At 54.2% G+C, this 22,449-nt stretch carries 20 protein-coding genes and 2 pseudogenes; 12 read left to right on the top strand and 10 right to left on the bottom strand.

Annotated elements, in window-relative coordinates; genetic code table 11:
* Positions 1-214 precede the first annotated feature (214 nt).
* Complete coding sequence (locus tag KAJ71_RS20130) at positions 215-1,204, bottom strand: quinone oxidoreductase (protein ID WP_248947302.1); 990 nt, start codon at positions 1,202-1,204, stop codon at positions 215-217.
* Between the two features lie 163 nt (positions 1,205-1,367).
* Here KAJ71_RS20130 and dnaB point away from each other — a divergent pair, with 163 nt between their 5' ends.
* Entirely contained in the window at positions 1,368-2,780 is a 1,413-nt protein-coding gene (gene dnaB / locus KAJ71_RS20135) for a replicative DNA helicase (RefSeq protein ID WP_248947303.1), read from the top strand.
* 17 nt (positions 2,781-2,797) lie between these two features.
* On the top strand, positions 2,798-3,877 hold the full coding sequence (alr, locus tag KAJ71_RS20140) for an alanine racemase (protein WP_248947304.1): 1,080 nt from the start codon (positions 2,798-2,800) through the stop codon (positions 3,875-3,877).
* A gap of 52 nt (positions 3,878-3,929) precedes the next feature.
* On the opposite strand, the gene KAJ71_RS20145 is transcribed toward alr, so the two are convergent.
* Positions 3,930-4,697: a transporter substrate-binding domain-containing protein gene (locus KAJ71_RS20145; RefSeq protein WP_248947305.1), complete on the bottom strand. Its 768-nt coding sequence runs from the start codon at positions 4,695-4,697 to the stop codon at positions 3,930-3,932.
* 224 nt (positions 4,698-4,921) lie between these two features.
* On the opposite strand from KAJ71_RS20145, the gene KAJ71_RS20150 reads away from it, so the two are divergent.
* From KAJ71_RS20150 to KAJ71_RS20165, 4 genes are all read left to right on the top strand, one after another.
* On the top strand, positions 4,922-5,389 hold the full coding sequence (locus tag KAJ71_RS20150; protein WP_024528003.1) for an Lrp/AsnC family transcriptional regulator: 468 nt from the start codon (positions 4,922-4,924) through the stop codon (positions 5,387-5,389).
* A gap of 72 nt (positions 5,390-5,461) precedes the next feature.
* Positions 5,462-6,655, top strand: coding sequence for an amino acid aminotransferase (locus KAJ71_RS20155; protein WP_248947306.1), 1,194 nt, complete (start codon positions 5,462-5,464; stop codon positions 6,653-6,655).
* A gap of 246 nt (positions 6,656-6,901) precedes the next feature.
* Complete coding sequence (locus KAJ71_RS20160; protein ID WP_021180803.1) at positions 6,902-7,255, top strand: MmcQ/YjbR family DNA-binding protein; 354 nt, start codon at positions 6,902-6,904, stop codon at positions 7,253-7,255.
* Between the two features lie 376 nt (positions 7,256-7,631).
* Positions 7,632-8,051: a DUF1090 domain-containing protein gene (locus KAJ71_RS20165; RefSeq protein WP_248947307.1), complete on the top strand. Its 420-nt coding sequence runs from the start codon at positions 7,632-7,634 to the stop codon at positions 8,049-8,051.
* A gap of 200 nt (positions 8,052-8,251) precedes the next feature.
* Here KAJ71_RS20165 and uvrA read toward each other — a convergent pair whose 3' ends face one another.
* Positions 8,252-11,080 carry an excinuclease ABC subunit UvrA gene (gene uvrA / locus KAJ71_RS20170; RefSeq protein ID WP_248947308.1) on the bottom strand — a complete coding sequence of 943 codons (2,829 nt, stop codon included), beginning with the start codon at positions 11,078-11,080 and terminating at the stop codon, positions 8,252-8,254.
* A 287-nt stretch (positions 11,081-11,367) separates the two neighbouring features.
* Here uvrA and ssb1 point away from each other — a divergent pair, with 287 nt between their 5' ends.
* Positions 11,368-11,910, top strand: coding sequence for a single-stranded DNA-binding protein SSB1 (gene ssb1, locus KAJ71_RS20175; protein ID WP_024483970.1), 543 nt, complete (start codon positions 11,368-11,370; stop codon positions 11,908-11,910).
* Positions 11,911-11,962: 52 nt separating this feature from the next.
* Here ssb1 and KAJ71_RS23545 read toward each other — a convergent pair.
* Both KAJ71_RS23545 and bhsA read right to left on the bottom strand, forming a co-directional pair.
* Positions 11,963-12,064, bottom strand: a pseudogene (locus KAJ71_RS23545) (oxidoreductase); the annotation flags it as partial.
* Positions 12,065-12,270: 206 nt separating this feature from the next.
* Positions 12,271-12,531 (bottom strand): multiple stress resistance protein BhsA, encoded by a 261-nt coding sequence (gene bhsA, locus KAJ71_RS20180; protein WP_024527998.1) that lies wholly within the window; start codon positions 12,529-12,531, stop codon positions 12,271-12,273.
* A 192-nt stretch (positions 12,532-12,723) separates the two neighbouring features.
* On the opposite strand from bhsA, the gene KAJ71_RS20185 reads away from it, so the two are divergent.
* The 5 genes from KAJ71_RS20185 to KAJ71_RS20205 all read left to right on the top strand — a co-directional run bounded on the left by KAJ71_RS20185 (position 12,724) and on the right by KAJ71_RS20205 (position 17,880).
* Complete coding sequence (locus KAJ71_RS20185; protein WP_248947309.1) at positions 12,724-13,179, top strand: lipocalin-like domain-containing protein; 456 nt, start codon at positions 12,724-12,726, stop codon at positions 13,177-13,179.
* The gene (locus KAJ71_RS20190) at positions 13,176-13,844 is read left to right on the top strand and encodes a glutathione S-transferase family protein (protein ID WP_248947310.1); all 669 of its coding nucleotides are present in this window, start codon (positions 13,176-13,178) and stop codon (positions 13,842-13,844) included. The genes KAJ71_RS20185 and KAJ71_RS20190 overlap by 4 nt, the downstream gene beginning before the upstream one ends.
* A gap of 46 nt (positions 13,845-13,890) precedes the next feature.
* Positions 13,891-14,298 carry a VOC family protein gene (locus KAJ71_RS20195; RefSeq protein WP_248947312.1) on the top strand — a complete coding sequence of 136 codons (408 nt, stop codon included), beginning with the start codon at positions 13,891-13,893 and terminating at the stop codon, positions 14,296-14,298.
* 388 nt (positions 14,299-14,686) lie between these two features.
* Positions 14,687-16,048 carry an NCS2 family permease gene (locus tag KAJ71_RS20200; protein ID WP_039995975.1) on the top strand — a complete coding sequence of 454 codons (1,362 nt, stop codon included), beginning with the start codon at positions 14,687-14,689 and terminating at the stop codon, positions 16,046-16,048.
* A 182-nt stretch (positions 16,049-16,230) separates the two neighbouring features.
* Positions 16,231-17,880, top strand: coding sequence for a Na+/H+ antiporter (locus tag KAJ71_RS20205; protein WP_248947313.1), 1,650 nt, complete (start codon positions 16,231-16,233; stop codon positions 17,878-17,880).
* A gap of 36 nt (positions 17,881-17,916) precedes the next feature.
* Here KAJ71_RS20205 and KAJ71_RS20210 read toward each other — a convergent pair whose 3' ends face one another.
* The 5 genes and pseudogenes from KAJ71_RS20210 to fis all read right to left on the bottom strand — a co-directional run bounded on the left by KAJ71_RS20210 (position 17,917) and on the right by fis (position 22,449).
* Positions 17,917-19,644 (bottom strand): SulP family inorganic anion transporter, encoded by a 1,728-nt coding sequence (locus KAJ71_RS20210; protein ID WP_248947314.1) that lies wholly within the window; start codon positions 19,642-19,644, stop codon positions 17,917-17,919.
* Positions 19,645-19,842: 198 nt separating this feature from the next.
* Positions 19,843-19,987, bottom strand: a pseudogene (locus tag KAJ71_RS20215) (LysR family transcriptional regulator); the annotation flags it as partial.
* Between the two features lie 27 nt (positions 19,988-20,014).
* The gene (locus tag KAJ71_RS20220; RefSeq protein WP_248947315.1) at positions 20,015-20,704 is read right to left on the bottom strand and encodes a CTP synthase C-terminal region-related (seleno)protein; all 690 of its coding nucleotides are present in this window, start codon (positions 20,702-20,704) and stop codon (positions 20,015-20,017) included.
* A gap of 135 nt (positions 20,705-20,839) precedes the next feature.
* The gene (lpxP, locus tag KAJ71_RS20225; RefSeq protein WP_248947316.1) at positions 20,840-21,760 is read right to left on the bottom strand and encodes a kdo(2)-lipid IV(A) palmitoleoyltransferase; all 921 of its coding nucleotides are present in this window, start codon (positions 21,758-21,760) and stop codon (positions 20,840-20,842) included.
* A gap of 392 nt (positions 21,761-22,152) precedes the next feature.
* Complete coding sequence (gene fis / locus KAJ71_RS20230) at positions 22,153-22,449, bottom strand: DNA-binding transcriptional regulator Fis (RefSeq protein ID WP_000462905.1); 297 nt, start codon at positions 22,447-22,449, stop codon at positions 22,153-22,155.

Genomic DNA, 22,449 nt, shown 5'->3' on the forward strand with positions numbered 1-22,449 from the left:
GTCATTATCTTACTGCTGCTTATCATTTTGCGTGCATTATATGCATTCGTCGATAAGCTAGCTGTGGTAGGGAACATCCTCTTTAAAACGACGTATACCCATAGTTAACTGGCAACGGAGTAAAGCCCTACTTCTGGAGCAACATTACTATTATTTCAGCAATATTAATGCCAGTCAGTTAAGGCTGACTGGCATTAACCTCTGTGGAGTGGCATTACAGCCCTGGAATTAACAGGCTGGAGCCACTGGTCTGGCGGTTTTCCAGGATCTGATGTGCCCGTTGGGCATCCGCCAAGGCAAACTTCTGCGCTTCCTTCACGTCAACTTTAATCGCACCGCTGCCAATCAGCGAAAACAGCTCATTACTGGCAAACTGCAATTCCTGACGGTTGGTGATGTAACCGTTGAGTGAAGGGCGGGTGACGTACAGCGAGCCTTTCTGGTTGAGCAACGCCAGATCGACGCCGGTAACCGGGCCGGAGGCGTTACCAAAGCTCACCATCAGCCCACGGCGCTTCAGGCTGTTCAAGGAATCCTGCCAGGTGCTTTGCCCTACGGAATCATAGACCACGTTAACCTTCTCGCCGTTGGTCAGTTCGGCTACCCGCTGGGCGATGTTTTCCTGGTGATAATTGATGGTGGCCCAGGCTCCGGCACGCAAGGCAAGCGCTGCTTTTTCATCTGAACCCACACTGCCGATCAGTTTGGCGCCCAACGCTTTGGCCCACTGGCAGGCGATTAGTCCAACGCCCCCGGCGGCGGCATGGAACAGGAACACCTCGCCCGGTTTGATCTCATAGGTTTGTCGCAACAGATAATGTACGGTCAGCCCTTTCAGGAACGAGGCGGCACCCTGTTCGAAAGTGAGGTTATCCGGCAGGATCGCCAGCTTTTCCAACGGAACGTTGTGCACCTCGCTGTAGGCACCCAGTGTAGACTGGGCATACACCACGCGATCACCCGGTTTGACCGCGCTGACGCCAGCCCCGACCTTGGTGACTACCCCGGCGGCTTCGGTGCCCAACCCACTAGGGAAGTTTGCCGGTGGGTACAGGCCGCTACGTACGTAGGTATCGATATAGTTGATACCGATTGCCTTGTTCTCTACCTGAACCTCGCTCGCTGCGGGATCGACAGGAATGAAATCAACATACTGCAGCACTTCCGGGCCGCCGGTGGCGGAGAATTGGATGCGTTTTGACATGTTGCTACCTCGTTTAAATGGCTATTTTCACCCTACGCGTTTCAGTCCAGACTATCCAGCCCGCCGCGCAGCGATTAATATTTTTGCACAGGTTTGTCGCGTGAAATCACGTATACTCTCGCGTCAGGTACCCCCATTCGCAACTGAATAAAGAATAGGCTTCATGGCAGGCAAAAAACCAACCAACAAGACAAACACGTTCGAACCCAGAGACCGCCAGATGGAAGGGCTGAAGATGCCGCCACATTCGCTGGAGGCGGAGCAGTCCGTGTTGGGCGGTTTGATGCTGGATAACGAACGCTGGGATAACGTGGCGGAACGCGTGGTCGCCAATGACTTCTTCAGCCGTCCTCACCGCCTGATCTTTACCGAAATGCAGCGTCTGCTGGAGATGAGCCGGCCAATCGACCTGATCACGCTGTCCGAATCGTTGGAACAGAGGGGCGATCTGGAGACGGTGGGGGGATTTGCCTATCTGGCAGAATTATCGAAAAACACCCCAAGTGCGGCCAACATCGGTGCTTATGCTGATATCGTACGTGAACGTGCGGTAGTCCGCGAAATGATCTCCGTTGCTAACGAAATCGCCGATGCGGGTTACGATCCGCAAGGGCGCAGTAGCGAAGATTTGCTCGATCTGGCCGAATCCCGGGTATTCCAGATCGCGGAGAACCGTGCCAGTAAAGATGAAGGCCCCAAAGGCATCGAACGTATTCTGGAAGATACCGTCGCCCGTATCGAGCAGCTCTATCAGCAGCCGCACGACGGTGTTACCGGCGTAGACACCGGTTATCACGATCTCAACAAGAAAACCGCTGGTCTGCAAAAATCTGACCTGATCATCGTCGCAGCCCGTCCGGCAATGGGTAAAACCACCTTTGCGATGAACCTGTGCGAGCACGCCGCGATGACGCAGGATAAACCGGTGCTGATCTTCAGCCTGGAGATGCCCTGCAACCAGATCATGATGCGTATGCTGGCTTCACTATCGCGCGTGGATCAGACCCGTATCCGTACCGGCCAACTGGATGATGAGGATTGGGCGCGGATCTCGAGCACCATGGGGATCCTGCTGGAGAAGCGCAATATGTATATTGACGACTCCTCTGGCCTGACGCCAACCGAAGTGCGCTCCCGTGCGCGGCGTATTTTCCGTGAACATGACGGGATCAGCCTGATCATGATCGACTACCTGCAGTTGATGCGGGTGCCGTCACTCTCCGACAACCGTACCTTGGAGATTGCCGAAATTTCCCGCTCGCTAAAAGCCTTGGCGAAAGAGTTGCAGGTGCCGGTAGTGGCGCTGTCGCAGTTGAACCGTAGCCTGGAGCAGCGCGCCGATAAGCGCCCGGTTAACTCCGACCTGCGTGAATCCGGCTCCATCGAGCAGGATGCCGACCTGATTATGTTCATTTACCGTGATGAGGTTTATCACGAGAACAGCGATCTGAAAGGGATTGCCGAAATTATTCTGGGTAAGCAGCGTAACGGCCCGATCGGTACCGTACGCCTGACCTTTAACGGCCAGTGGTCGCGCTTCGATAACTATGCGGGGCCACAATATGATGATGAATAATCAGCTAAGGAATTGAAATGAAAGCGGCAACTGCTGTCATCGATCGCCGCGCTCTGCGACATAACCTGCAACAGATCCGTCGCCTGGCGCCGCAAAGCCGCCTGATTGCCGTGGTGAAAGCCAACGCCTATGGACATGGCCTGTTGGAAACGGCTCACACCCTGCAAGATGCCGACTGTTACGGCGTAGCGCGTATCGGCGAAGCGTTGATGCTGCGTGCCGGTGGCATCGTCAAACCGATCCTGCTGCTGGAGGGTTTCTTCTGTGCAGACGATCTGCCCGCGTTGGTGGCGAATAATATCGAAACCGCCGTTCACAGCATCGAACAACTCGAGGCACTGGAGCAGATTGAACTGGCGCACCCGGTGTCGGTATGGATGAAGCTGGACAGTGGTATGCATCGCCTGGGCGTGCGTCCGGAACAGGCAGAGGCGTTCTACCAGCGTTTGAGTGCCTGTCGCAACGTGGTGCAGCCGGTCAATATCATGAGCCACTTCAGCCGTGCCGACGAGCCGCTGGTGGATGCGACCGAAAAGCAAATCAGCTGCTTTGAGCACTTCGCCAACGATAAGCCGGGGCTGAAGTCGATCGCGGCTTCCGGCGGGATCTTGCTGTGGCCACAGGCTCATTTTGACTGGGTACGCCCGGGGATTATTCTGTATGGCGTATCCCCGTTGGAAGAGCCTTACGCCGATCACTTTGGGCTGCAACCAGCCATGACGCTTAAATCCAGTCTGATTGCGGTGCGTGAGCATCGAGCCGGGGAACCGGTGGGCTACGGTGGACTATGGGTGAGTGAACGAGATACCCGCCTGGGCGTAGTGGCGATGGGCTATGGCGACGGTTATCCACGCAGTGCGCCTTCTGGCACGCCGGTCTGGCTGAACGGACGTGAAGTACCGATTGTCGGCCGCGTCTCCATGGATATGATTTCCGTCGATCTGGGGCCGGATGCCAGCGATAAAGTGGGTGATGAAGTGGTGCTGTGGGGCACTGAGCTGCCGGTTGAGCGGGTGGCTGCCTCTAGCGGCATCAGCGCCTATGAGCTGATCACCAAGCTGACCCAGCGCGTCACAATGGAATATATCGGCGAGTAACGTCCCCTCACCCCAACCCTCTCCCTGTGGGTGGGTTAGGGTGAGAGCAACCTTACTTCTTCACCGCCAGCCACTGGCCGATAATCTTCTGGTACTCCCCGCTGGCCTTGCTCAAGTGAAGCCACTGATCGACATACAGCTTCCAACTCATATCATCGCGCGGCAGCATATAAGCCTTCTCACCGTACTGCATCGGCTTATTCGGGTTCACAGCACACAGCTTGGGATAGCGTTTCTGCTGGTACAGCGCTTCGGAGGCATCGGTGATCATCACGTCGGCCTTGCGGTCAACCAACTGCTGGAAAATGCCCATATTATCGTGTGACAGCGTCAGTTTGGCCTTGGGCAGATGAGTGCGGACAAAGGCTTCGTTGGTGCCACCGGCAGGCTCGATCAGCCGCACCGCAGGCTTATTAATCTGTGCGACGGTGCGGTATTTTTTCACGTCGGTACAACGCACCAGTGGGATCTTACCGTCGGTATCAAGCCGCTCGGCAAAAAACACCTGCTTTTGGCGCTCCAGCGTCACTGAGATCCCCCCCATGGCGATATCACATTTCCCGGCCACGAAGTCAGGCGTCAGGGTTTTCCAGGTCGTTTTTACCCATTTCACTTTGGCCCCCAGGCTGTTGGCCAGCGACTCGGCCATGGCGATATCAATGCCTTCGTAACTGCCATCCTCTTTCAGGAAGGTATAGGGCTTGTAATCGCCAGTGGTACAGACCGTCAGCGTTTTTTGCTGCAATACCTTGTCCAGATTAGATTGCGCGCTGGCGCTCCCGGTGGCGACCAGCAAGGCGAGAAGCAGTAGTTTTTTCATCAAATTTCCTTTTCGTGTCGGCAAATACATTTGTGGTTTTATGCGCGGTTTTGCCGTTAATTGTTGTTGGTTTGCGTAATTTAGCCGTTTTTTATGCCATTTATGAGCAGGGAAGCTGGCTTTGCTGCTGCGTCTCTCACAACCCGCCAGCACCGATGGTTGCAAGGCTGAAAAAGCTGTTAGGCTGTAGCGTCAACATTTATTAACACATTTTACAGGTGGCTATGTACAACATTGACGATTTTGATATGAAAATCCTGACGCTGTTACAGGCCAATGGCCGTCTGACCAATCAGGAACTGAGCGAACTGGTCGGGCTTTCGGCCTCGCAATGCTCGCGCCGCCGTATTAGCCTGGAGCAGGCCCAGTTGATTAAAGGGTATCACGCCCGGCTGGCGCCGGAGGCGGTAGGATTGGGACTGGTAGGGTTGATCGAGGTGAGCCTGCTAACCCATACCCAAGAACAGATCGACAGTTTCCATCAGATGCTGGCAGAAGTGGACGCCATTGTTGATGTTTATAAAACCACTGGTGATGCAGACTACCTGCTTAAAGTCGCGGTAGCAGACCTGCCCGCGTTAAGTGAATTTATCAGCCAGACACTTTCCCGCCATAAAAGCGTCGGGCATATCAAAACGGCGGTGGTGCTGGAACGGATCAAAGAAAACGGTTTACTGCCAGTGGCGAGATAAAGCTAAAACCCAACGCCAATTTGTGGCTATAGTAGGCTGTATCCGAACAACCAAAATCAGGAGAACCAACCCGTGTTCCAGAATGTTGAAGCCTATGCAGGTGATCCGATCCTGTCGCTGATGGAAAAATTCAAAAAAGATCCCCGTGCGCACAAGGTGAACCTGAGTATTGGCCTTTACTACAACGAGCAAGGCATCATCCCACAGATGAAAGCTGTTGCCGCTGCGGAAGCCCAACTTAACAGTGTTGAACAGGGGGCCTCGGTCTACCTGCCAATGGAAGGCTTACAACCTTACCGCAGTGCGATCCAGCAACTATTGTTTGGTGCCGAACACCCCATGCTGCAACAGGGGCGCATCGCCACCATTCAAACTGTGGGCGGCTCTGGTGCGTTGAAAGTGGGTGCCGACTTCCTGAAAAGCTATTTCCCGGATTCTCAGGTTTGGGTCAGCGATCCGACTTGGGAAAACCACGTAGCCATCTTTGGCGGTGCCGGTTTTAAAGTGAATACTTACCCCTATTTCGACGGTGAAAAACTGGGGGTGAAATTTGATGCCATGCTGAGCACGCTGCAACAGTTGCCGGCCAAAAGTATTGCGCTGCTGCATCCTTGCTGTCATAACCCGACCGGTTCCGATCTCACCAATGCCCAGTGGGATCAGCTGGTGAAAGTGATCGCCGAACGTGAACTGATCCCGTTCCTCGACATAGCCTATCAAGGCTTTGGCGGCGGAATGGATCAGGATGCCTACGCTATTCGCGCCATCGCGGCTGCCGGTTTGCCGTGCCTGGTGAGCAACTCATTCTCGAAAATCTTCTCGCTGTACGGTGAGCGCGTGGGGGGGCTTTCTGTGGTGTGTGAAAGCAGCGAAGCCGCCGAGCGTGTGCTGGGGCAACTGAAAGCGACCGTGCGCCGTAACTACTCCAGCCCACCGAATTTCGGTGCGCAGGTGGTGGCAAAAGTGCTGAACGATGCCCAGTTGAAAGCGCAATGGTTGGAGGAAGTGGAATCCATGCGCACCCGCATTCTGGAAATGCGTAAAGCGTTGGTCGAAACGCTCAAGGGCGCATTGCCACAGCGTAACTTCGATTACCTGCTGGAGCAGCGTGGCATGTTCAGCTACACCGGCTTCAGCGCGGCTCAGGTTGACCGACTGCGTGAAGAGTTTGGTGTCTATCTGATCCACAGTGGTCGTATGTGTGTGGCGGGTCTGAACCACAATAACGTCCGTCAAGTGGCCGAGGCGTTTGCCGCAGTGCAGTAACAGCCTGAATGCCGTGGTCTAAGGGGCGATAACGATATCGCCCCTTGTTGTTTCTGCATACTGGCTGTTGCCGCCAACGGGATAAAGAATATACTGACTGAGGGTGCTCGGACTTTTCTTGTGCGCCTTACAGCCTTGCTTTCAGCGACCAGGCGCGGTTCTCTACCTGACTGGCAAGGTATCTGGCTGGCAACAGCATACTCACAGTGGTTCGCGCCGCATTGTGTCTTGGCGGGAAATAAACCAATGAATAACTCAGCACTGCTGGAATACTGCATGGCGAAGCCTGGCGCACACCAAAGCGATCAAAACCAATGGCAGGCCAGCCAAATCAAGGTGGGTGATGTCATGTTTGCTATGGTGTGTGAAGTGCAGGGCCGCCCTGCGTTGGCGATCAAAAGTAGCCCGGAGCTGGCGGAAAGCCTGCGTGAGCAGCATCCGGAAATCGTCCCCTGCGAACATCTGAATAAAGCCCATTGGAACGCGGTATTTCTGGATGGCAACCTGCCCAACTCGCAGTTTTATCACTTGATCGACAGCTCATATCGGTTGGTGCTGGAAGGGTTGCCCGATCAGGTGCGCCAAGAACTACGCATCTGAATTTATAGGCGGCCAGGCCTGTTGGCTCAAGAGTGGCGACAGGCCAAGAGGATTACCTCCCCCCGAAACCTATGGGGAAATTTTATTTTGTAGGTCAATATTTTTTACTGCGTTATTTAGTTCTGAGAAACAGGGTTGGCAAGGTTTTTTTGTGGTTAATCTCACTAATTTGATTATTTTATATTAATTGGCGATAATTAAAAGACTGATAAAAATAGGTTGATAATTTATTTTAAATAGCTAATGGGTATTAATCAAGAGAGTTCTCATTGGAGTTTGAATTATGATTGTGTTATTAATGCGTCTATATTAATCTGCTTAAAGGCAAATAAGGATAAGGGATCCGTAGGGGAACCTACTAAAAGGAAATTTAATTATGAAACCGCATCATGCAATATTTCTTGTGCTGCCACTGCTCGTTTATTCCTCATTATCATTGGCTGCGCCCAATTGTGCAATAAAAGAACAAAAATTGCGAGAGCAGCTCGAATACGCGACGCGCTATGGCAATGTCCATCGTGTTGAGGGGCTTAATCGGGCCTTGGCCAATGTGCAGACCTACTGCCACGGTGGTTATAAAGGCCGTTATAATAGATACGATTATGCGCCTGTCACTCAGCCGTTCGAATTTGATCGCCAGTATGAAATTGCCAAGAAGCAACGAAAGGTAGAAAAAAGAAGACAAGAGCTGTATGAAGCACAGCTCAAAGGCAAACCGAGCAAAATTGCTAAACGGCAGAGAAAATTAGCCGAGGCCGAATTTGAATTGAAACAGGTGCAGGCATGGGGAGGGTAACCAGGCCGATATGAGCAGATGTTAGCCGCAGATAAATAATGCTGAGTTTGGGTGGTGAGAGTTATTTAGCTACTGCGCGGCACGTTAAGCGTTTTAAACCCCTAAAATCTGTTCCTGCTTTTCTATGGCGGAAATTTATTATTGCGCCGTAATAACGGCCAACATGCCGAGCTTAGGTGTTCGGCATGTTGGCCACGGTTTTATCTCTGCAACATCGGTTTCAGGAATCGCGCGGTATGGGATTCTTTACAGTTGGCCACGGTTTCCGGCGTGCCGGACACCAGGATCTCACCGCCGCCGCTGCCGCCTTCCGGCCCCAGATCGACGATCCAGTCCGCCGTCTTGATGACGTCCAGGTTGTGTTCAATCACCACAATGGTGTTGCCCTGATCGCGCAACTGATGCAGCACCGCCAGCAACTGCTGGATATCGGCGAAGTGCAGGCCGGTGGTGGGTTCATCAAGAATATACAGCGTCTGGCCAGTGCCCCGTTTCGACAGCTCACGCGCCAGTTTCACACGCTGCGCTTCACCACCGGAAAGGGTGGTGGCCGACTGCCCAAGACGGATATAGGAAAGCCCAACCTCCATCAACGTTTGCAGCTTGCGCGCCAAGGCTGGCACGGCATCGAAGAAGTCACGGGCTTCCTCAATGGTCATTTCCAGCACTTCGTGGATGTTCTTACCCTTGTACTTCACTTCCAACGTTTCGCGGTTATAGCGTTTGCCTTTGCACTGATCGCAAGGCACGTAGATATCCGGCAGGAAGTGCATCTCTACCTTGATCACGCCGTCGCCCTGGCAGGCTTCGCAGCGGCCGCCTTTGACGTTAAAGCTGAAACGGCCCGGCGTATAGCCACGGGTACGGGATTCAGGTACCCCGGCGAAAAGTTCACGCACCGGGGTGAAGATCCCGGTATAGGTAGCCGGGTTAGAGCGTGGCGTACGGCCAATTGGGCTCTGATCGATATCGATCACCTTGTCGAAATGTTCCAGACCGGCCACTTCGCGGTAAGGAGCCGCTTCGGCAATGGTTGCACCGTTGAGCTGGCGTTGGGCGATTGGGAACAGCGTATCGTTGATCAGCGTTGACTTACCGGAACCGGAAACGCCGGTAATACAGGTAAACAGCCCTACAGGCAGCGTGAGCGTCACGTCTTTCAGGTTGTTGCCGCGTGCGCCACTGAGTTTCAGCACCTTGGTCGGATCCGCGGGCACGCGTTCGGCCGGAATGGCGATTGAGCGCTTGCCGCTAAGGAACTGGCCGGTCAGTGAGTCTGGTTGGGCCATGATGTCATCGACGGTGCCTTCCGCTACCACCTGGCCGCCGTGAACACCGGCACCAGGGCCGATATCGATCACGTGGTCGGCTGCGCGGATCGCATCTTCATCGTGTTCTACCACGATCACCGTGTTACCCAGGTTACGCAGGTGGATCAGGGTTTCCAGCAAGCGTTCGTTATCGCGCTGGTGCAGGCCAATGGATGGCTCATCCAGCACGTACATCACGCCTACCAAGCCAGCACCGATCTGGCTTGCCAGGCGAATACGCTGAGCTTCACCGCCGGACAGCGTTTCCGCAGAACGTGACAGTGAAAGGTAGTTCAGCCCGACGTTAACCAGGAACTTCAGACGATCGCCGATCTCTTTTAACACCTTCTCGGCGATCTGGGCACGTTGACCGCTCAGTTTCATATTCTGGAAGAAGGTCATGGCATGGCCGATGCTGAGCTCGGAGATCTCCGGCAGCGTAGTATCTTCCACGAACACGTTACGGGCTTCTTCACGCAGGCGGGTGCCACGGCACGAGGCGCAAGGGCGATTGCTGATAAATTTGGCCAACTCTTCGCGTACTGCACTGGATTCGGTTTCTTTGTAGCGGCGCTCCATATTATGCAGCACGCCTTCAAACGGATGGCGGCGTACGGTGGTGTCACCGCGATCATTGATGTATTTGAATTCGATTGACTCTTTGCCCGAACCGCTCAGTACCGCTTTCTGCACGTTGGCATCCAGGCTGCTGAACGGGGCTTCCACATCAAAGCTATAGTGCTCCGCCAGTGAGCGCAGCATCTGGAAATAATAGAAGTTACGGCGGTCCCAACCGCGGATAGCGCCACCGGCCAGAGAAAGCTCGGGGTTCTGTACCACACGCTCAGGATCGAAGAACTGCTGCACGCCCAGACCGTCACAGGTTGGGCAGGCACCGGCCGGGTTGTTGAACGAGAACAGCCGGGGTTCCAGCTCGCGCATGCTGTAGCCGCAGATGGGGCAGGCAAAGTTGGCGGAGAACAGCAGTTCATCGGCCTTTTCGTCATCCATATCGGCGACGACGGCGGTACCGCCGGACAGTTCCAATGCGGTTTCAAACGACTCGGCCAGACGCTGTGCCAGATCGTCACGCACTTTGAAACGATCCACTACCACTTCAATGGTGTGTTTCTTTTGCAGTTCCAGTTTTGGCGGATCGGAGAGATCGCATACTTCACCGTCGATACGCGCACGGATATAGCCCTGGGTTGCCAGGTTTTCCAACGTTTTGGTGTGTTCACCCTTACGATCTTTCACTACCGGTGCCAACAGCATCAGGCGTTTGCCTTCCGGCTGGTTGAGCACGTTATCCACCATCTGGCTGACGGTTTGCGCCGCCAGCGGTACATGGTGATCCGGGCAACGCGGTTCGCCGACGCGGGCAAACAGCAGGCGCAGGTAATCGTGGATTTCGGTGATGGTCCCGACCGTGGAACGCGGGTTATGCGAAGTCGATTTCTGCTCGATGGAGATCGCCGGGGACAGGCCTTCAATATGGTCGACGTCCGGTTTTTCCATCAGCGAAAGAAACTGGCGAGCGTAGGCAGAGAGCGACTCAACGTAGCGCCGTTGCCCTTCAGCATACAGTGTATCAAAAGCCAGTGAGGACTTGCCTGACCCCGACAGACCGGTGACGACGATCAGCTTGTCGCGCGGGATAATCAGGTTGATGTTTTTGAGATTGTGGGTTCGAGCACCACGAACTTCGATATTGTCCATTTACACTTCCCGTCTTGATGATACACCGCGCCTGTCTGCGTTCTTTTGTGGGCGATTATGTGATCTATTGCGCAAAAAAACGGCTCGGCCAGTACGAAACGCATAATTATGGCACAAAAAAACCTGAATGAATATCCAGTATACGAATGCAACAAGGTCGATCGCCGGGACATTTTTGGAAGGCACTTCGCAGGTATAATCTAAGCAGGTGGCATGCTACAATTTGTGGTTTAGACTATCCAAAATGTGGTCTGAATCCACTTAAATGACTCATCGGGAGATCGAACATGGCCAGCAGAGGCGTAAACAAAGTAATTTTGGTCGGGAATCTGGGTCAAGACCCTGAGGTCCGTTACATGCCTAATGGCGGCGCAGTTGCCAACATTACCCTGGCGACCTCCGAAAGCTGGCGTGACAAGGCTACTGGCGAGCAGAAAGAAAAAACGGAATGGCACCGCGTGGTGTTGTTCGGCAAGCTGGCAGAAGTGGCGGGTGAATACCTGCGTAAAGGTTCCCAGGTTTACATCGAGGGTGCATTGCAGACTCGTAAATGGACCGATCAGGCGGGCGTAGAAAAATACACCACCGAAATCGTGGTCAACGTGGGTGGCACCATGCAGATGTTGGGTGGCCGCCAAGGTGGTGGTGCTCCAGCAGGCGGCGGCGCTCCAGCGGGTGGCCAGCAGGGCGGTTGGGGTCAACCTCAGCAGCCACAGGGCGGCAACCAGTTCAGCGGTGGTCAACAGCAGCAGGCTCGCCCAGCGCAAAACAGCGCACCAGCGGCCAGCAACGAACCGCCAATGGACTTTGACGACGATATTCCGTTCTGATTGTCTTTAGGTTCAAAACGAAAAGCCCCTTTTTGGGGCTTTTTTGCTTTAGAGCGCATTCACGTGCCAGGCGTTTAACGATGGCGGCACCAATACCGCGTGAACCACCCTGGACAAAAGCCACTCTACCCGACAGAAATTGCGTTACTGGCATGATATTTCTCCAGAAGCCGTGAAGGTTATTGAATAGCAAAAGCAGTATCGGGAAAGAACGGGCTGGGAATGGCCAGAGCATGCCGTGAGCATGGCTTTATCTGGAAAGTGCCGGTTGGCTGGTAAATTATAGAGCAGTTTGGTGAGTCCAGGCTTTGCCGCCCGTTAAAACGCGAAAAGCCCCTTGCGGGGCTCGTAATCTGACGATTAGTTAAAGATTTCTGCGGTGCCGTACAGTTTGTTCTGACCACCAGCGGAAACGATGCGGTAAGAGTTGGCACCGGATGCAGCAGCTTTGCTTGCCAGTTCGGCTTCCAGGGCGCTCAGGTTGCTGGCACCGCTTACGGAAACCACGCCGATTTTTTGTGCATCGGCAGCTGGTTGGCTGGTGACCTGGTCAGCGGCAATGCTGGCGAAAGAAGCGGAAGTCAACAGTACAGCGGTAGCAAAAATTTTGATGCTTTTCATGATTCAATCCTCAGGGGTTTTGTTAGGTGAGAGGCCGTTGTCTCTCGATGTGTTGAATGATAGGCCACTTGGAGGGAATGGAAAATCGGAGAGTTTTGAGTATCTATATCAAATTAACTGAATTAGTGTAAGGGTTGGCGATAGTTGAAATCACAACTACCTTTTAACCTGGGCGTTAAGGGAGTGAATGTGATGACAACGAATCAGTTTATTGGCAGTTGGGCGCTGGTTTCTTCCGTATTCAAAGGGGAGGATGGGGCTATACATCACCCTTTGGGTGAGCAGGTGTTGGGGCGGCTCAACTATGAGGCCAACGGCACCATGGCAGCGCAGCTCTATAGCGCAACGCGGCCAAGGTTTGGCTCGGAGGATTTGGCGCAGGGCAGCGATCGAGAGATCCGCACCGCCTTTGTTAATATGCTTTGTTACTTTGGCCGCTATCGGATTGATGAAGATAAACAGTGCGTCATTCATCAGGTCGAGGGTTGTTCATTCCCTAACTGGCTGGGTAGCCAGCAGATCCGCTTCTACAGTTTCACTGACGACAGACTCACATTACGTACCGTACCGTTGCAGCTGGGTAACAGCGTGCAGATTGGCGAATTGATGTGGCAACGGATCGGGACTGTCGAGGGGGAAAACCCATGATTATCGTGCATCACCTGAACAACTCGCGTTCGCAGCGCATCTTATGGTTCCTGGAGGAGCTCGGTGTTCCCTATCAGGTTCTACGTTATCAACGCGATAAAACAACCATGCTGGCACCGCCCGAATTGAAAAAAATTCACCCGTTGGGCAAATCGCCGGTAGTGGTTGATGGCGATCTGACGCTGGCGGAGTCGGGCGCCATTATTGAATACCTGCAGGAAGCTTATGACGCACAAGGGTTATTCACGCCCACGGATTTCCACGCTCGCCAGGAGTATCGCTATTGGCTGCACTATGCAGAAGGGTCGTTGATGCCGCTGTTGGTCATGAAACTGGTGTTCAGCCGTTTAGGTCACCCGCCAATCCCATGGGTAATGCGCCCGATTGCCGGGGCAATCGGTAAAGGAGTGCAGAAAGAGTATCTGGATAAGCAGATTGCGACGCATCGTGATTATCTGGAGCAACACCTGAATAAAAACACCTGGTTTGTGGGCAATGAATTCAGCGCTGCGGATATCCAGATGAGTTTCCCGGTGGAGGCGCTGGCTGGGCGAGGCGGGCTGGAGAGGTGCCCGAAACTGCGAGACTATCTGCAACGAATTCATGCGCGGCCTGCGTATCAGCGGGCTCTGGAACAGGGTGGGCCGTTCAACGTGCTGGGTTGATGGCTTGAACTATACTCGATAGGGTCACTTTCATAGGAGATAGCCCATGGCTACGCAAATTTTTGTTAACCTACCCGTCAGCAATTTGCCCGCTTCTATCGAGTTCTTCCGCCAACTGGGGTTTATCTTCAACCCGCAGTTTACCGACGACACCGCCGCCTGCATGGTCGTCAGTGAGACTATTTACGTGATGTTGCTGACCCACGAGAAATTCCAACTGTTTACCCCCAATTCCATCAGCGATGCCAACAAAGCGACGGAAGTGCTGATTTGCCTGTCGCAACCCAGCCGTGCTGCGGTAGATGCGTTGGTACGCAAAGCCATTGCTGCCGGTGGCAATACTTATAATCAGCCACAGGATTACGGCACTATGTATGGCCATGGCTTCCAGGATTTGGATGGTCATATCTGGGAGTTAATGCACATGGACGAGCAGGCGATGCAATCGCAATAATCTTTTCCGCCCCAAGCTGTCGGGGCGATCTCCCCTCTTCAAGCCGTAATGTGATAAACCTCACATCTTCAACAATGAGCGTTGCCAATGCGTTTTCGCATAAATTGTCGCGATCTTTAGTTGATCAGACGGTATAGAAGGCTAGATAATCGTTTGCCTTGAAAATCCCTCCCGGTAGCGTTTGGGATTTTTTGGGGCAAGACCATCATAAATCACCCGCTGCATGCGATGAGAGTTAAACGTTTGCCTTTTACACGGCGTCTGTTGCCGCGTTCCTGAAGGGTAAGGAAGCGAACGTGACGGAAACGGTTTCGTAATGACCATGCATCAGTGGGATAACAAGCCATTTCATCCAGGCTGGCAGCAATGAAAAACAGGGGACAGCAACATGTCGAATTCTCAAGCAAATAACGCCGTGACACCCAAAGGCGGGCTTGATGCGTATTTTAAACTTACAGCGCGGGGTACCAACGTGCGTCAGGAAGTGGTGGCAGGGTTAACCACCTTCCTGGCGATGGTCTACTCGGTGATCGTGGTTCCCAGCATGCTGGGTAAAGCCGGTTTCCCACCGACTGCGGTATTCGTTGCCACCTGCCTGGTTGCCGGTTTGGGGTCGTTGCTGATGGGCTTGTGGGCCAACCTGCCGATGGCGATTGGTTGTGCCATTTCACTGACGGCGTTCACCGCCTTTAGTCTGGTGCTGGGTCAGCAGATCAGCATTCCCGTGGCGCTGGGCGCGGTATTCCTGATGGGGATCCTGTTTACCATCATCTCGATTACCGGTATCCGTTCCTGGATCCTGCGTAACCTGCCAATGGGAGTAGCGCACGGCACCGGTATTGGTATCGGTCTGTTCCTGCTGTTGATCGCGGCTAACGGTGTCGGCCTGGTGGTGAAAAATCCGCTGGATGGCTTGCCGGTAGCGCTGGGGGCATTTACCTCGTTTCCAGTGGTGATGACGTTAATCGGGTTGGCGGTGATCTTCGGCCTGGAAAAACTGCGTGTGCCAGGCGGCATCTTGCTGGTCATTATTGCCATTTCGGTTATCGGCCTGATTTTTGACCCGGCGGTGAAATACCAAGGGTTGTTCGCCATGCCTAGCCTGGCGGGGCCAGATGGTAAATCGCTGATCTTCAGCCTGGATATCATGGGCGCTTTACAACCGGTGGTGCTGCCAAGCGTGTTGGCATTGGTGATGACGGCAGTGTTCGATGCCACGGGTACCATCCGTGCGGTTGCCGGGCAGGCCAATCTGCTGGATAAAGATGGCCAGATCATTAACGGTGGCAAAGCGCTGACCTCTGATTCCCTGAGTAGCATCTTCTCCGGGCTGGTTGGGGCTGCACCTGCTGCGGTTTATATCGAATCTGCCGCGGGTACGGCGGCGGGCGGTAAAACCGGCCTGACGGCTACCGTGGTCGGGCTGTTGTTCCTGCTGATCCTGTTCCTGTCGCCGCTGTCCTATCTGGTGCCGGTGTACGCCACGGCTCCAGCGCTGATGTACGTTGGCCTGCTGATGCTGAGTAACGTCACCAAGCTGGATTTCGACGATTTTGTCGATGCCATGGCCGGTTTGCTGTGCGCGGTGTTTATCGTGCTGACCTGTAACATCGTGACCGGCATCATGCTGGGCTTCAGCTCGCTGGTGATTGGCCGCGTGTTCTCTGGTGAATGGCGCAGGCTGAACATCGGTACCGTATTGATTGCGGTGGCGCTGGTTGCGTTCTATGCTGGCGGTTGGGCAATTTAAGCCTTCCTTCAACGGGGCTGATCTCCGGCCCCGTTGTTTATCCTCTTCAGACTATTCTCCTTCTTTTCTGCGATGTGTTTTGAAAGGCACAACAAGCTTTATCCGTACCCAAAAAAGTGATCTACTATCCAGATACTTTTACCCGCGCTTTGGTGATACGAACTCGAGAGTCTAAGGAAAGCATGGAAATCTTTTTTACAATCCTCATTTTGATTTTGGTGGTCTCCCTGTCTGGAGTGGTAACACGCATGTTGCCGTTTCAGATCCCGTTACCGTTAATGCAGATCGCCATTGGGGCCTTGTTGGCCTGGCCGCATTTCGGGTTGCACGTTGATTTTGACCCCGAACTGTTTTTAGTGCTGTTTATTCCACCGTTGCTGTTTGCTGACGGGTGGAAAACTCCTACCCGTGAATTCTTGCACCACGGGCGTGAAATCCTGGGGTTGGCCCTGGTGCTGGTGTTGATCACCGTTGTCGGCGTGGGTTATCTCATTTATCTGATGGTGCCAGGGATCCCGCTGGTTGCCGCGTTTGCGCTGGCGGCGGTGTTGTCACCTACGGATGCGGTGGCATTGGGCGGTATCGTCGGCAAAGGGCGCATCCCAAGAAGTATCATGGGTGTGCTGGAAGGCGAGGCGTTGATGAATGACGCTTCCGGCCTGGTATCGCTGAAGTTTGCCATCGCGGTGGCGATGGGCACCATGGTGTTTACCGTCGGTGGTGCCACTATGGAGTTCCTGAAAGTGGCGATTGGTGGCCTGTTGGCCGGCGTGGCGGTGACCTGGACCTACAGTAAATCGCTGCGTGTGATGAGCCGTTGGAGCGGAGACGATCCGGCCACGCAGATTGTGTTGTTGCTGTTGTTACCCTTTGCTTCATATCTGATTGCCGAACATATCGGCGTGTCAGGCATCTTGGCAGCCGTCGCGGCGGGGATGACGATCAGCCAGTCTGGCGTGATCCGTAACGCACCACTGGCCATGCGTTTGCGCGCTAACAGCGTTTGGGCGATGCTGGAGTTTGTGTTCAACGGCATGGTGTTCATCATGCTGGGGCTGCAACTGCCGGGGATTCTGGAAACCTCGATTGTGCAGGCTGAACTGGATCCGACTATCGAGACCTGGTACCTGTTCACCGACGTGGCGATTATCTACGCCGCGCTGCTGGTGCTGCGTTTCAGCTGGTTGTGGGTGATGAAAAAGGCCAGCAATCGTTTTATGAAAAAGCGCCCTCTACAGTTTGGCGATTACAGCATACGTGAGCTGTGGGTCGCTTCTTTCGCTGGCGTGCGTGGGGCGATTACGCTGGCCGGTGTGCTTTCTATCCCGCTGTTACTTAGCGATGGCACCGCCTTCCCGGCGCGCTATCAGTTGGTGTTTATTGCCGCCGGGGTGATCTTGCTGTCACTGATCGTTGGCGTACTGGCGTTGCCGTTATTGCTGCGCGGGGTGCATGTCGCAGACAAGAGCGCCAGCAAGACCGAAGAGCGTATGGCGATTGCCATGGCTGCCGAGGTGGCGATTGAGAGCATCAACAAGATGGAAGAGCGGCTGGTGGCCGACACCGAGGAAAACCTCGATCCGCAGGTGCTCAAAGAGATTAGTTCCAGGGTGACCGGGATGCTGCGGCGGCGTATTGCCAGTAAAGACGATATTGAAAATGCGCTGGCGTTGGAAAACCTCGAGCGGCGTTTCCGATTGACCGCCTTGCGGGCGGAGCGTGGTGAGCTTTATCACCTCCGCGCCACGCAAAAAATCAGCAACGAGACGCTGCAAAAACTGCTGCACGATCTCGACCTGCTGGAAGCCTTGCTGGTTGAGCGAGAAGGCTAAGCACATCTTTACGGGGGCCGCTATGCGGCCCTTATCTTACTCAGCCAAGGCTTCGGCTTCTCGATCCCCTTGCGCTTTACTCTCCTTGCTTTGAATCAACTTCAACGCCAGATACAGGTCGGGAACCAGGATTAATTTACGTTCTTTACCGTCGGTTCGATCCAGGCGAAACCAGCGTGTCAGTTCGGTACGTCGGCCTGCGAGCACGAGGCCGATACTCCGCAGTTGCAGATCCCGCTTCAATTCCTCGATAGCGGCTAACACGCTAATATCCGCATGAGTGAAGCTGGCGACGGCATCAATGACCACCCAACGCGGCTGGCCGGGTGAGGTATCCACCAGAGTGGCGATCCGCCGCTTGAAATAGGCGACGTTGAAATAGGTCAACGGCGAATTAAAGCGATACATGATGACGCCATCGACCGGCTTGACTCCGTTACTTTTACCTATCGAATGGATCATACCGTCAGCATTAACCCCCAGTAGCTGCTCGGTAGGCCGGAAAACCGTCTGTAGAAACTGCAACAGGCCCAACAGCACCGCCAACCCAATACCAGGAATGATCCCCACCAGCAGGACACTCAAGAAAGTAAACAGCGCCAGATAGAACGCAGAGCGATTGCGTTTACGCAGCCGGAAAATACTGCGCATATCTAACAGTGACCAAGAGGCGTAAATCAGCACCACGCCGAGAACCGGAATGGGGATAAACTGCAGCGGCTCGCTAAAAAACATTACCACCATAGCGATTGCCAAAGCGGCAATCACCGAAACCAACTGGCTCTTACCACCGTTGGCATCATTAACGGCGGTACGGGAGTTGGCACCGCTAATGGCAAATCCCTGCGAAAGCCCGGAGACGATATTCACCAGCCCCAGCGCGCGAAACTCACTGTCGGCGTCAACCTCGTAGCCATTTTTTGCCGCAAAGCTGCGGGTGGTCAGCATCATACTGACAAAGCTGACGACGGCCAGGTTTAGCGCTGGGATCACCAGGTCGCGCAGCAGCCCAGGTTTAAAATCCGGCCATGTCACCATGGGTAAACCGCCACCGGTATAGCCCCCGACCGTTTCAATGCCAAAATGCGGCAAATTCGCCACCCAGGTCAACGCCGTGGTCAGTACCACGGCGAACAGCGGTGCGGGCCAATTAGGCCGTGCATAATGGACGCCAAGCAGGATCAGCAGCGTCAGCAGCGACATAAGCACCGTGGGCCAATGGCTGTTGAGTAAGTTAACCGGCAGTGCGTAAATACGCTCAATCAGCTCGCTGGAGGGCGAGGCAAACCCGAATACCTTGCTGATCTGATTGACGATAATCGTCAGCGCCACGCCGTTGAGCAACCCATTGAGGATCGGGCGTGACAGCAGATCCGCAATGGCTCCCAGCTTGAAGCGGCTGGCAATCAGGCACCAGGTTCCCATCATCAGGGTCATCACGATGGTCAATTGCCAGTGCAGCTCAGTATGGCCAGCCGCTAGCGGAGTGATCACTGCGGCGATGACTGCGCAGGTGGCTGCATCAGGCCCGACGATTAGCTGACGCGATGAGCCAAAAATAGCGTAGGCGATCATCGGTAGAATGCAGGAGTAAAGCCCGACGATGGCGTTTACGCCAGCTAGCTCGGCATAGGCAATCGCCACCGGTAATGCCACTGCCGCCACCGAGAGGCCCGCGCGGATATCAGGTTTCAACCAGCTGCGCTCGTAAGCGAGCAGGTTCATCAGGCCAGGAGCGATACTCTGGAGGGATTTCCGCTGCATATCTTTTCCATCCGGCTGAATAAAGGGGCATGCTGTCTCTTCGTTGGCCGGAAGAGTAAATCAGCGGTTTTTGGTTATTTTTTGTGAGTATTAGCCGAAGTATAGCAGGGGATTATGACGTGAATTTGCTGCCGTTATGGAATGAGGGGGCGGGGCTCTAGGTTGTCAGTAAAAGCTCATCCCCCTCATCTTATGCGCCTATGGCCAATACTCCCGGCAGCAGGATATCCAGGCTTGGGCGCAGTGGGAAAGGTAACTGCTCTGGCGCCAGATCAGCCCCACTTGCCACTCCGGCCTGCACCATCGCTGCCAGAAAATCCCACTGGCCGCTTGATGTGGTAATGGAGGCAGGATTAGCCCCCGGCAAGGTTTAGCGAGCGGCCTGGATCAGGGCCACAATCAGTGGGGAAAGCTCCCCACGTAACGCTGCACGTTCTGACTGGAACAGGGTAGCGGCATAAAAACGGTGCCCCGGCAGCTCCACCGAGCGGACATCGCCTTCAATATCATGCCCACTGATGATCAGTGGGTGTTGCTCCAAATCCGCCACAAATTCAGGGTTAACCCCAAAGTTACAGTGATAGCCTTCGTGAGTCTCCAGCTTGCCATAGGCACGGGCGATCAGCGTATTTGGCTGAAACAGGATGGTGCCGGTTTTCTCAACCAGTGAACAGCTCAGCGGTGCGATCACCAAGCGGCCCCCGCTCTCGGTCTCCGCGTGGCCAGCGTCGTGCCAACCCATCGCATTGCGAGCATATTCCACCACCGCATATTGAAACCCACCGCAAGATCCCAGAAAGGGGATGTTCTGCTCGCGAGCATGGCGGATCGTCATAAATACGCCTTCATCGTTGCGATAGGGGCTGCCAGGGATCACCCAAATAGCATCGTAATCCTGCAGGGCAGAGACATCGGTCAGAGTTTCGGTGGGGAGCCACTGGAATTGGATATCAATATCCAGGTGTGAGGCGGTAAGTTGCAGAGCGACGGGGATGGCTTGGTGGGCAACGGCTTCGCTGCGGTAATCACCAATCAGAGCAAGACGAACCTGCGTTTTCATCGTTTCTTTTTTTCCTGAGCGGGTAAAAAAGGATGTTACAGCAGAGTTAAAAACGGGTCTGTGAATTTTTCAGGGGAGAGCACAAAATGTTCGAGAGGGGGATGGGGTACCAGAGTGGCACCCCCAAACGCGAATTTAATACAGTGAAGGTGAACCCGCCGGGCGCGTTTTGAAGCGGCGATGCAGCCACAGATATTGCTCTGGAGCGCGCATGATCTCTTTTTCTACCACTTTATTCATGTAGGCGGCGGCGGCCACTTCATTGTCGATTGGATAGTCTTCTAACGCCGGTTGGATCAGTAGATCGTAGCCACAGCCTTTCGGGCGGCGGATCAGCACGACCGGTACCAGTGCTGGTTTGGCCATGCGGGCCAGCATAAAGGTACCGCTGGTGGTAGCGGCCTGATCGACGGCAAACAGCGGGGCAAATACGCTGCCACGTGGGCCGTAATCCTGATCGGGAGCGAACCATACGGCCTCACCGCGCTTCAGGGCTTGCACCATGCCGCGCAGATCTTTGCGATCCAACATGGCTTTGTTGGAGCGCATGCGGCCTTTGGTCTGTGCCCATTCCATCGCCTTGTTGTTGTGTGGGCGATACATGGCCATCATTGGCTGACACAGGCCCATAGCCCGGCCACCCAGCTCCAGCGACATGAAATGCACCCCAATCACCAGTACACCACGGCCATTTTGCTGTGCCTGTTTCAGGTGGTTGATGCCGCTCACGTTGAACCAGCGTTTCACGCGTTTATCTGACCAGAACCAGGCCATGCCGGTTTCCAGCAGGCCCATGCCGAGGGATTCGAAGTTACCGATGATTTGACGTTCGCGCTGTGCTTCATCCATCTCCGGGAAGCACAGTTCAAGATTGCGGCGGGTGATCGACACGCGGCGCTTCAGGAAACGCATAGATGTGCGGCCCATCCACCCGCCGAGCTTGTGCAGCACGGGATAGGGTAGCTGAACCAGCAGGAACAGGACCGACAGGCCAAACCAGGTCAGCCAGTAGCGTGGGTGCAGTAACGCACGTTTAAAAGTTTGTGGACGCTTCATATCAACTCTGTATGCGAAATGGGGTAGAAACTTGTAGCGCATTAGAGAAGCGACTCAATAGCGATACCATACTCTGACACCCAGTCATGACGATCGTTTAGCCGTTGACTAAACCTTTACATTCGAAGGGCGGTTCGCACTGCTATCAGGCTTCGGAAGGACGGCTGCTCGCCAGCGAAGGGGCTCTCGTATGCAGATTATACCACACAAAACGTGGGTGTGAGAGCGGGGGCGTGCGAAGATTCTCATTGGCTTTGTTGTCTTCAGCGCTGAGACAGTTGTGCCCGACTGAGAGCCATATCGCTCAAGGTATTGTGTCGTTATTTCAAAGAAAAAGGCGCTTGACCTTATGAGGTAAAAGCGCCTTCTATCAATACGTTGACTGACTAGTATCAGTTCATGCCGTATTTTTTCAATTTCTTACGCAGTGTACCGCGGTTGATCCCCATCATCAGGGCTGCGCGGGTTTGGTTGCCACGGGTGTACTGCATCACCATGTCCAACAGTGGCTGTTCAACTTCAGCCAGTACCAGCTCATACAGATCGTTAACGTCTTGACCATTCAGTTGAGCAAAATAGTTCTTCAGTGCTTGCTTAACCGAGTCACGCAGAGGCTTTTGAGTCACTTGATCCTGTGAGTTCACGGTTGAAACGGTCAGTACGTCAGAATTTACGCGTTGTTCGAACAT

Source organism: Serratia silvae (assembly GCF_023282985.1).
Taxonomy (GTDB): Bacteria; Pseudomonadota; Gammaproteobacteria; order Enterobacterales; family Enterobacteriaceae; genus Chania; species Chania silvae.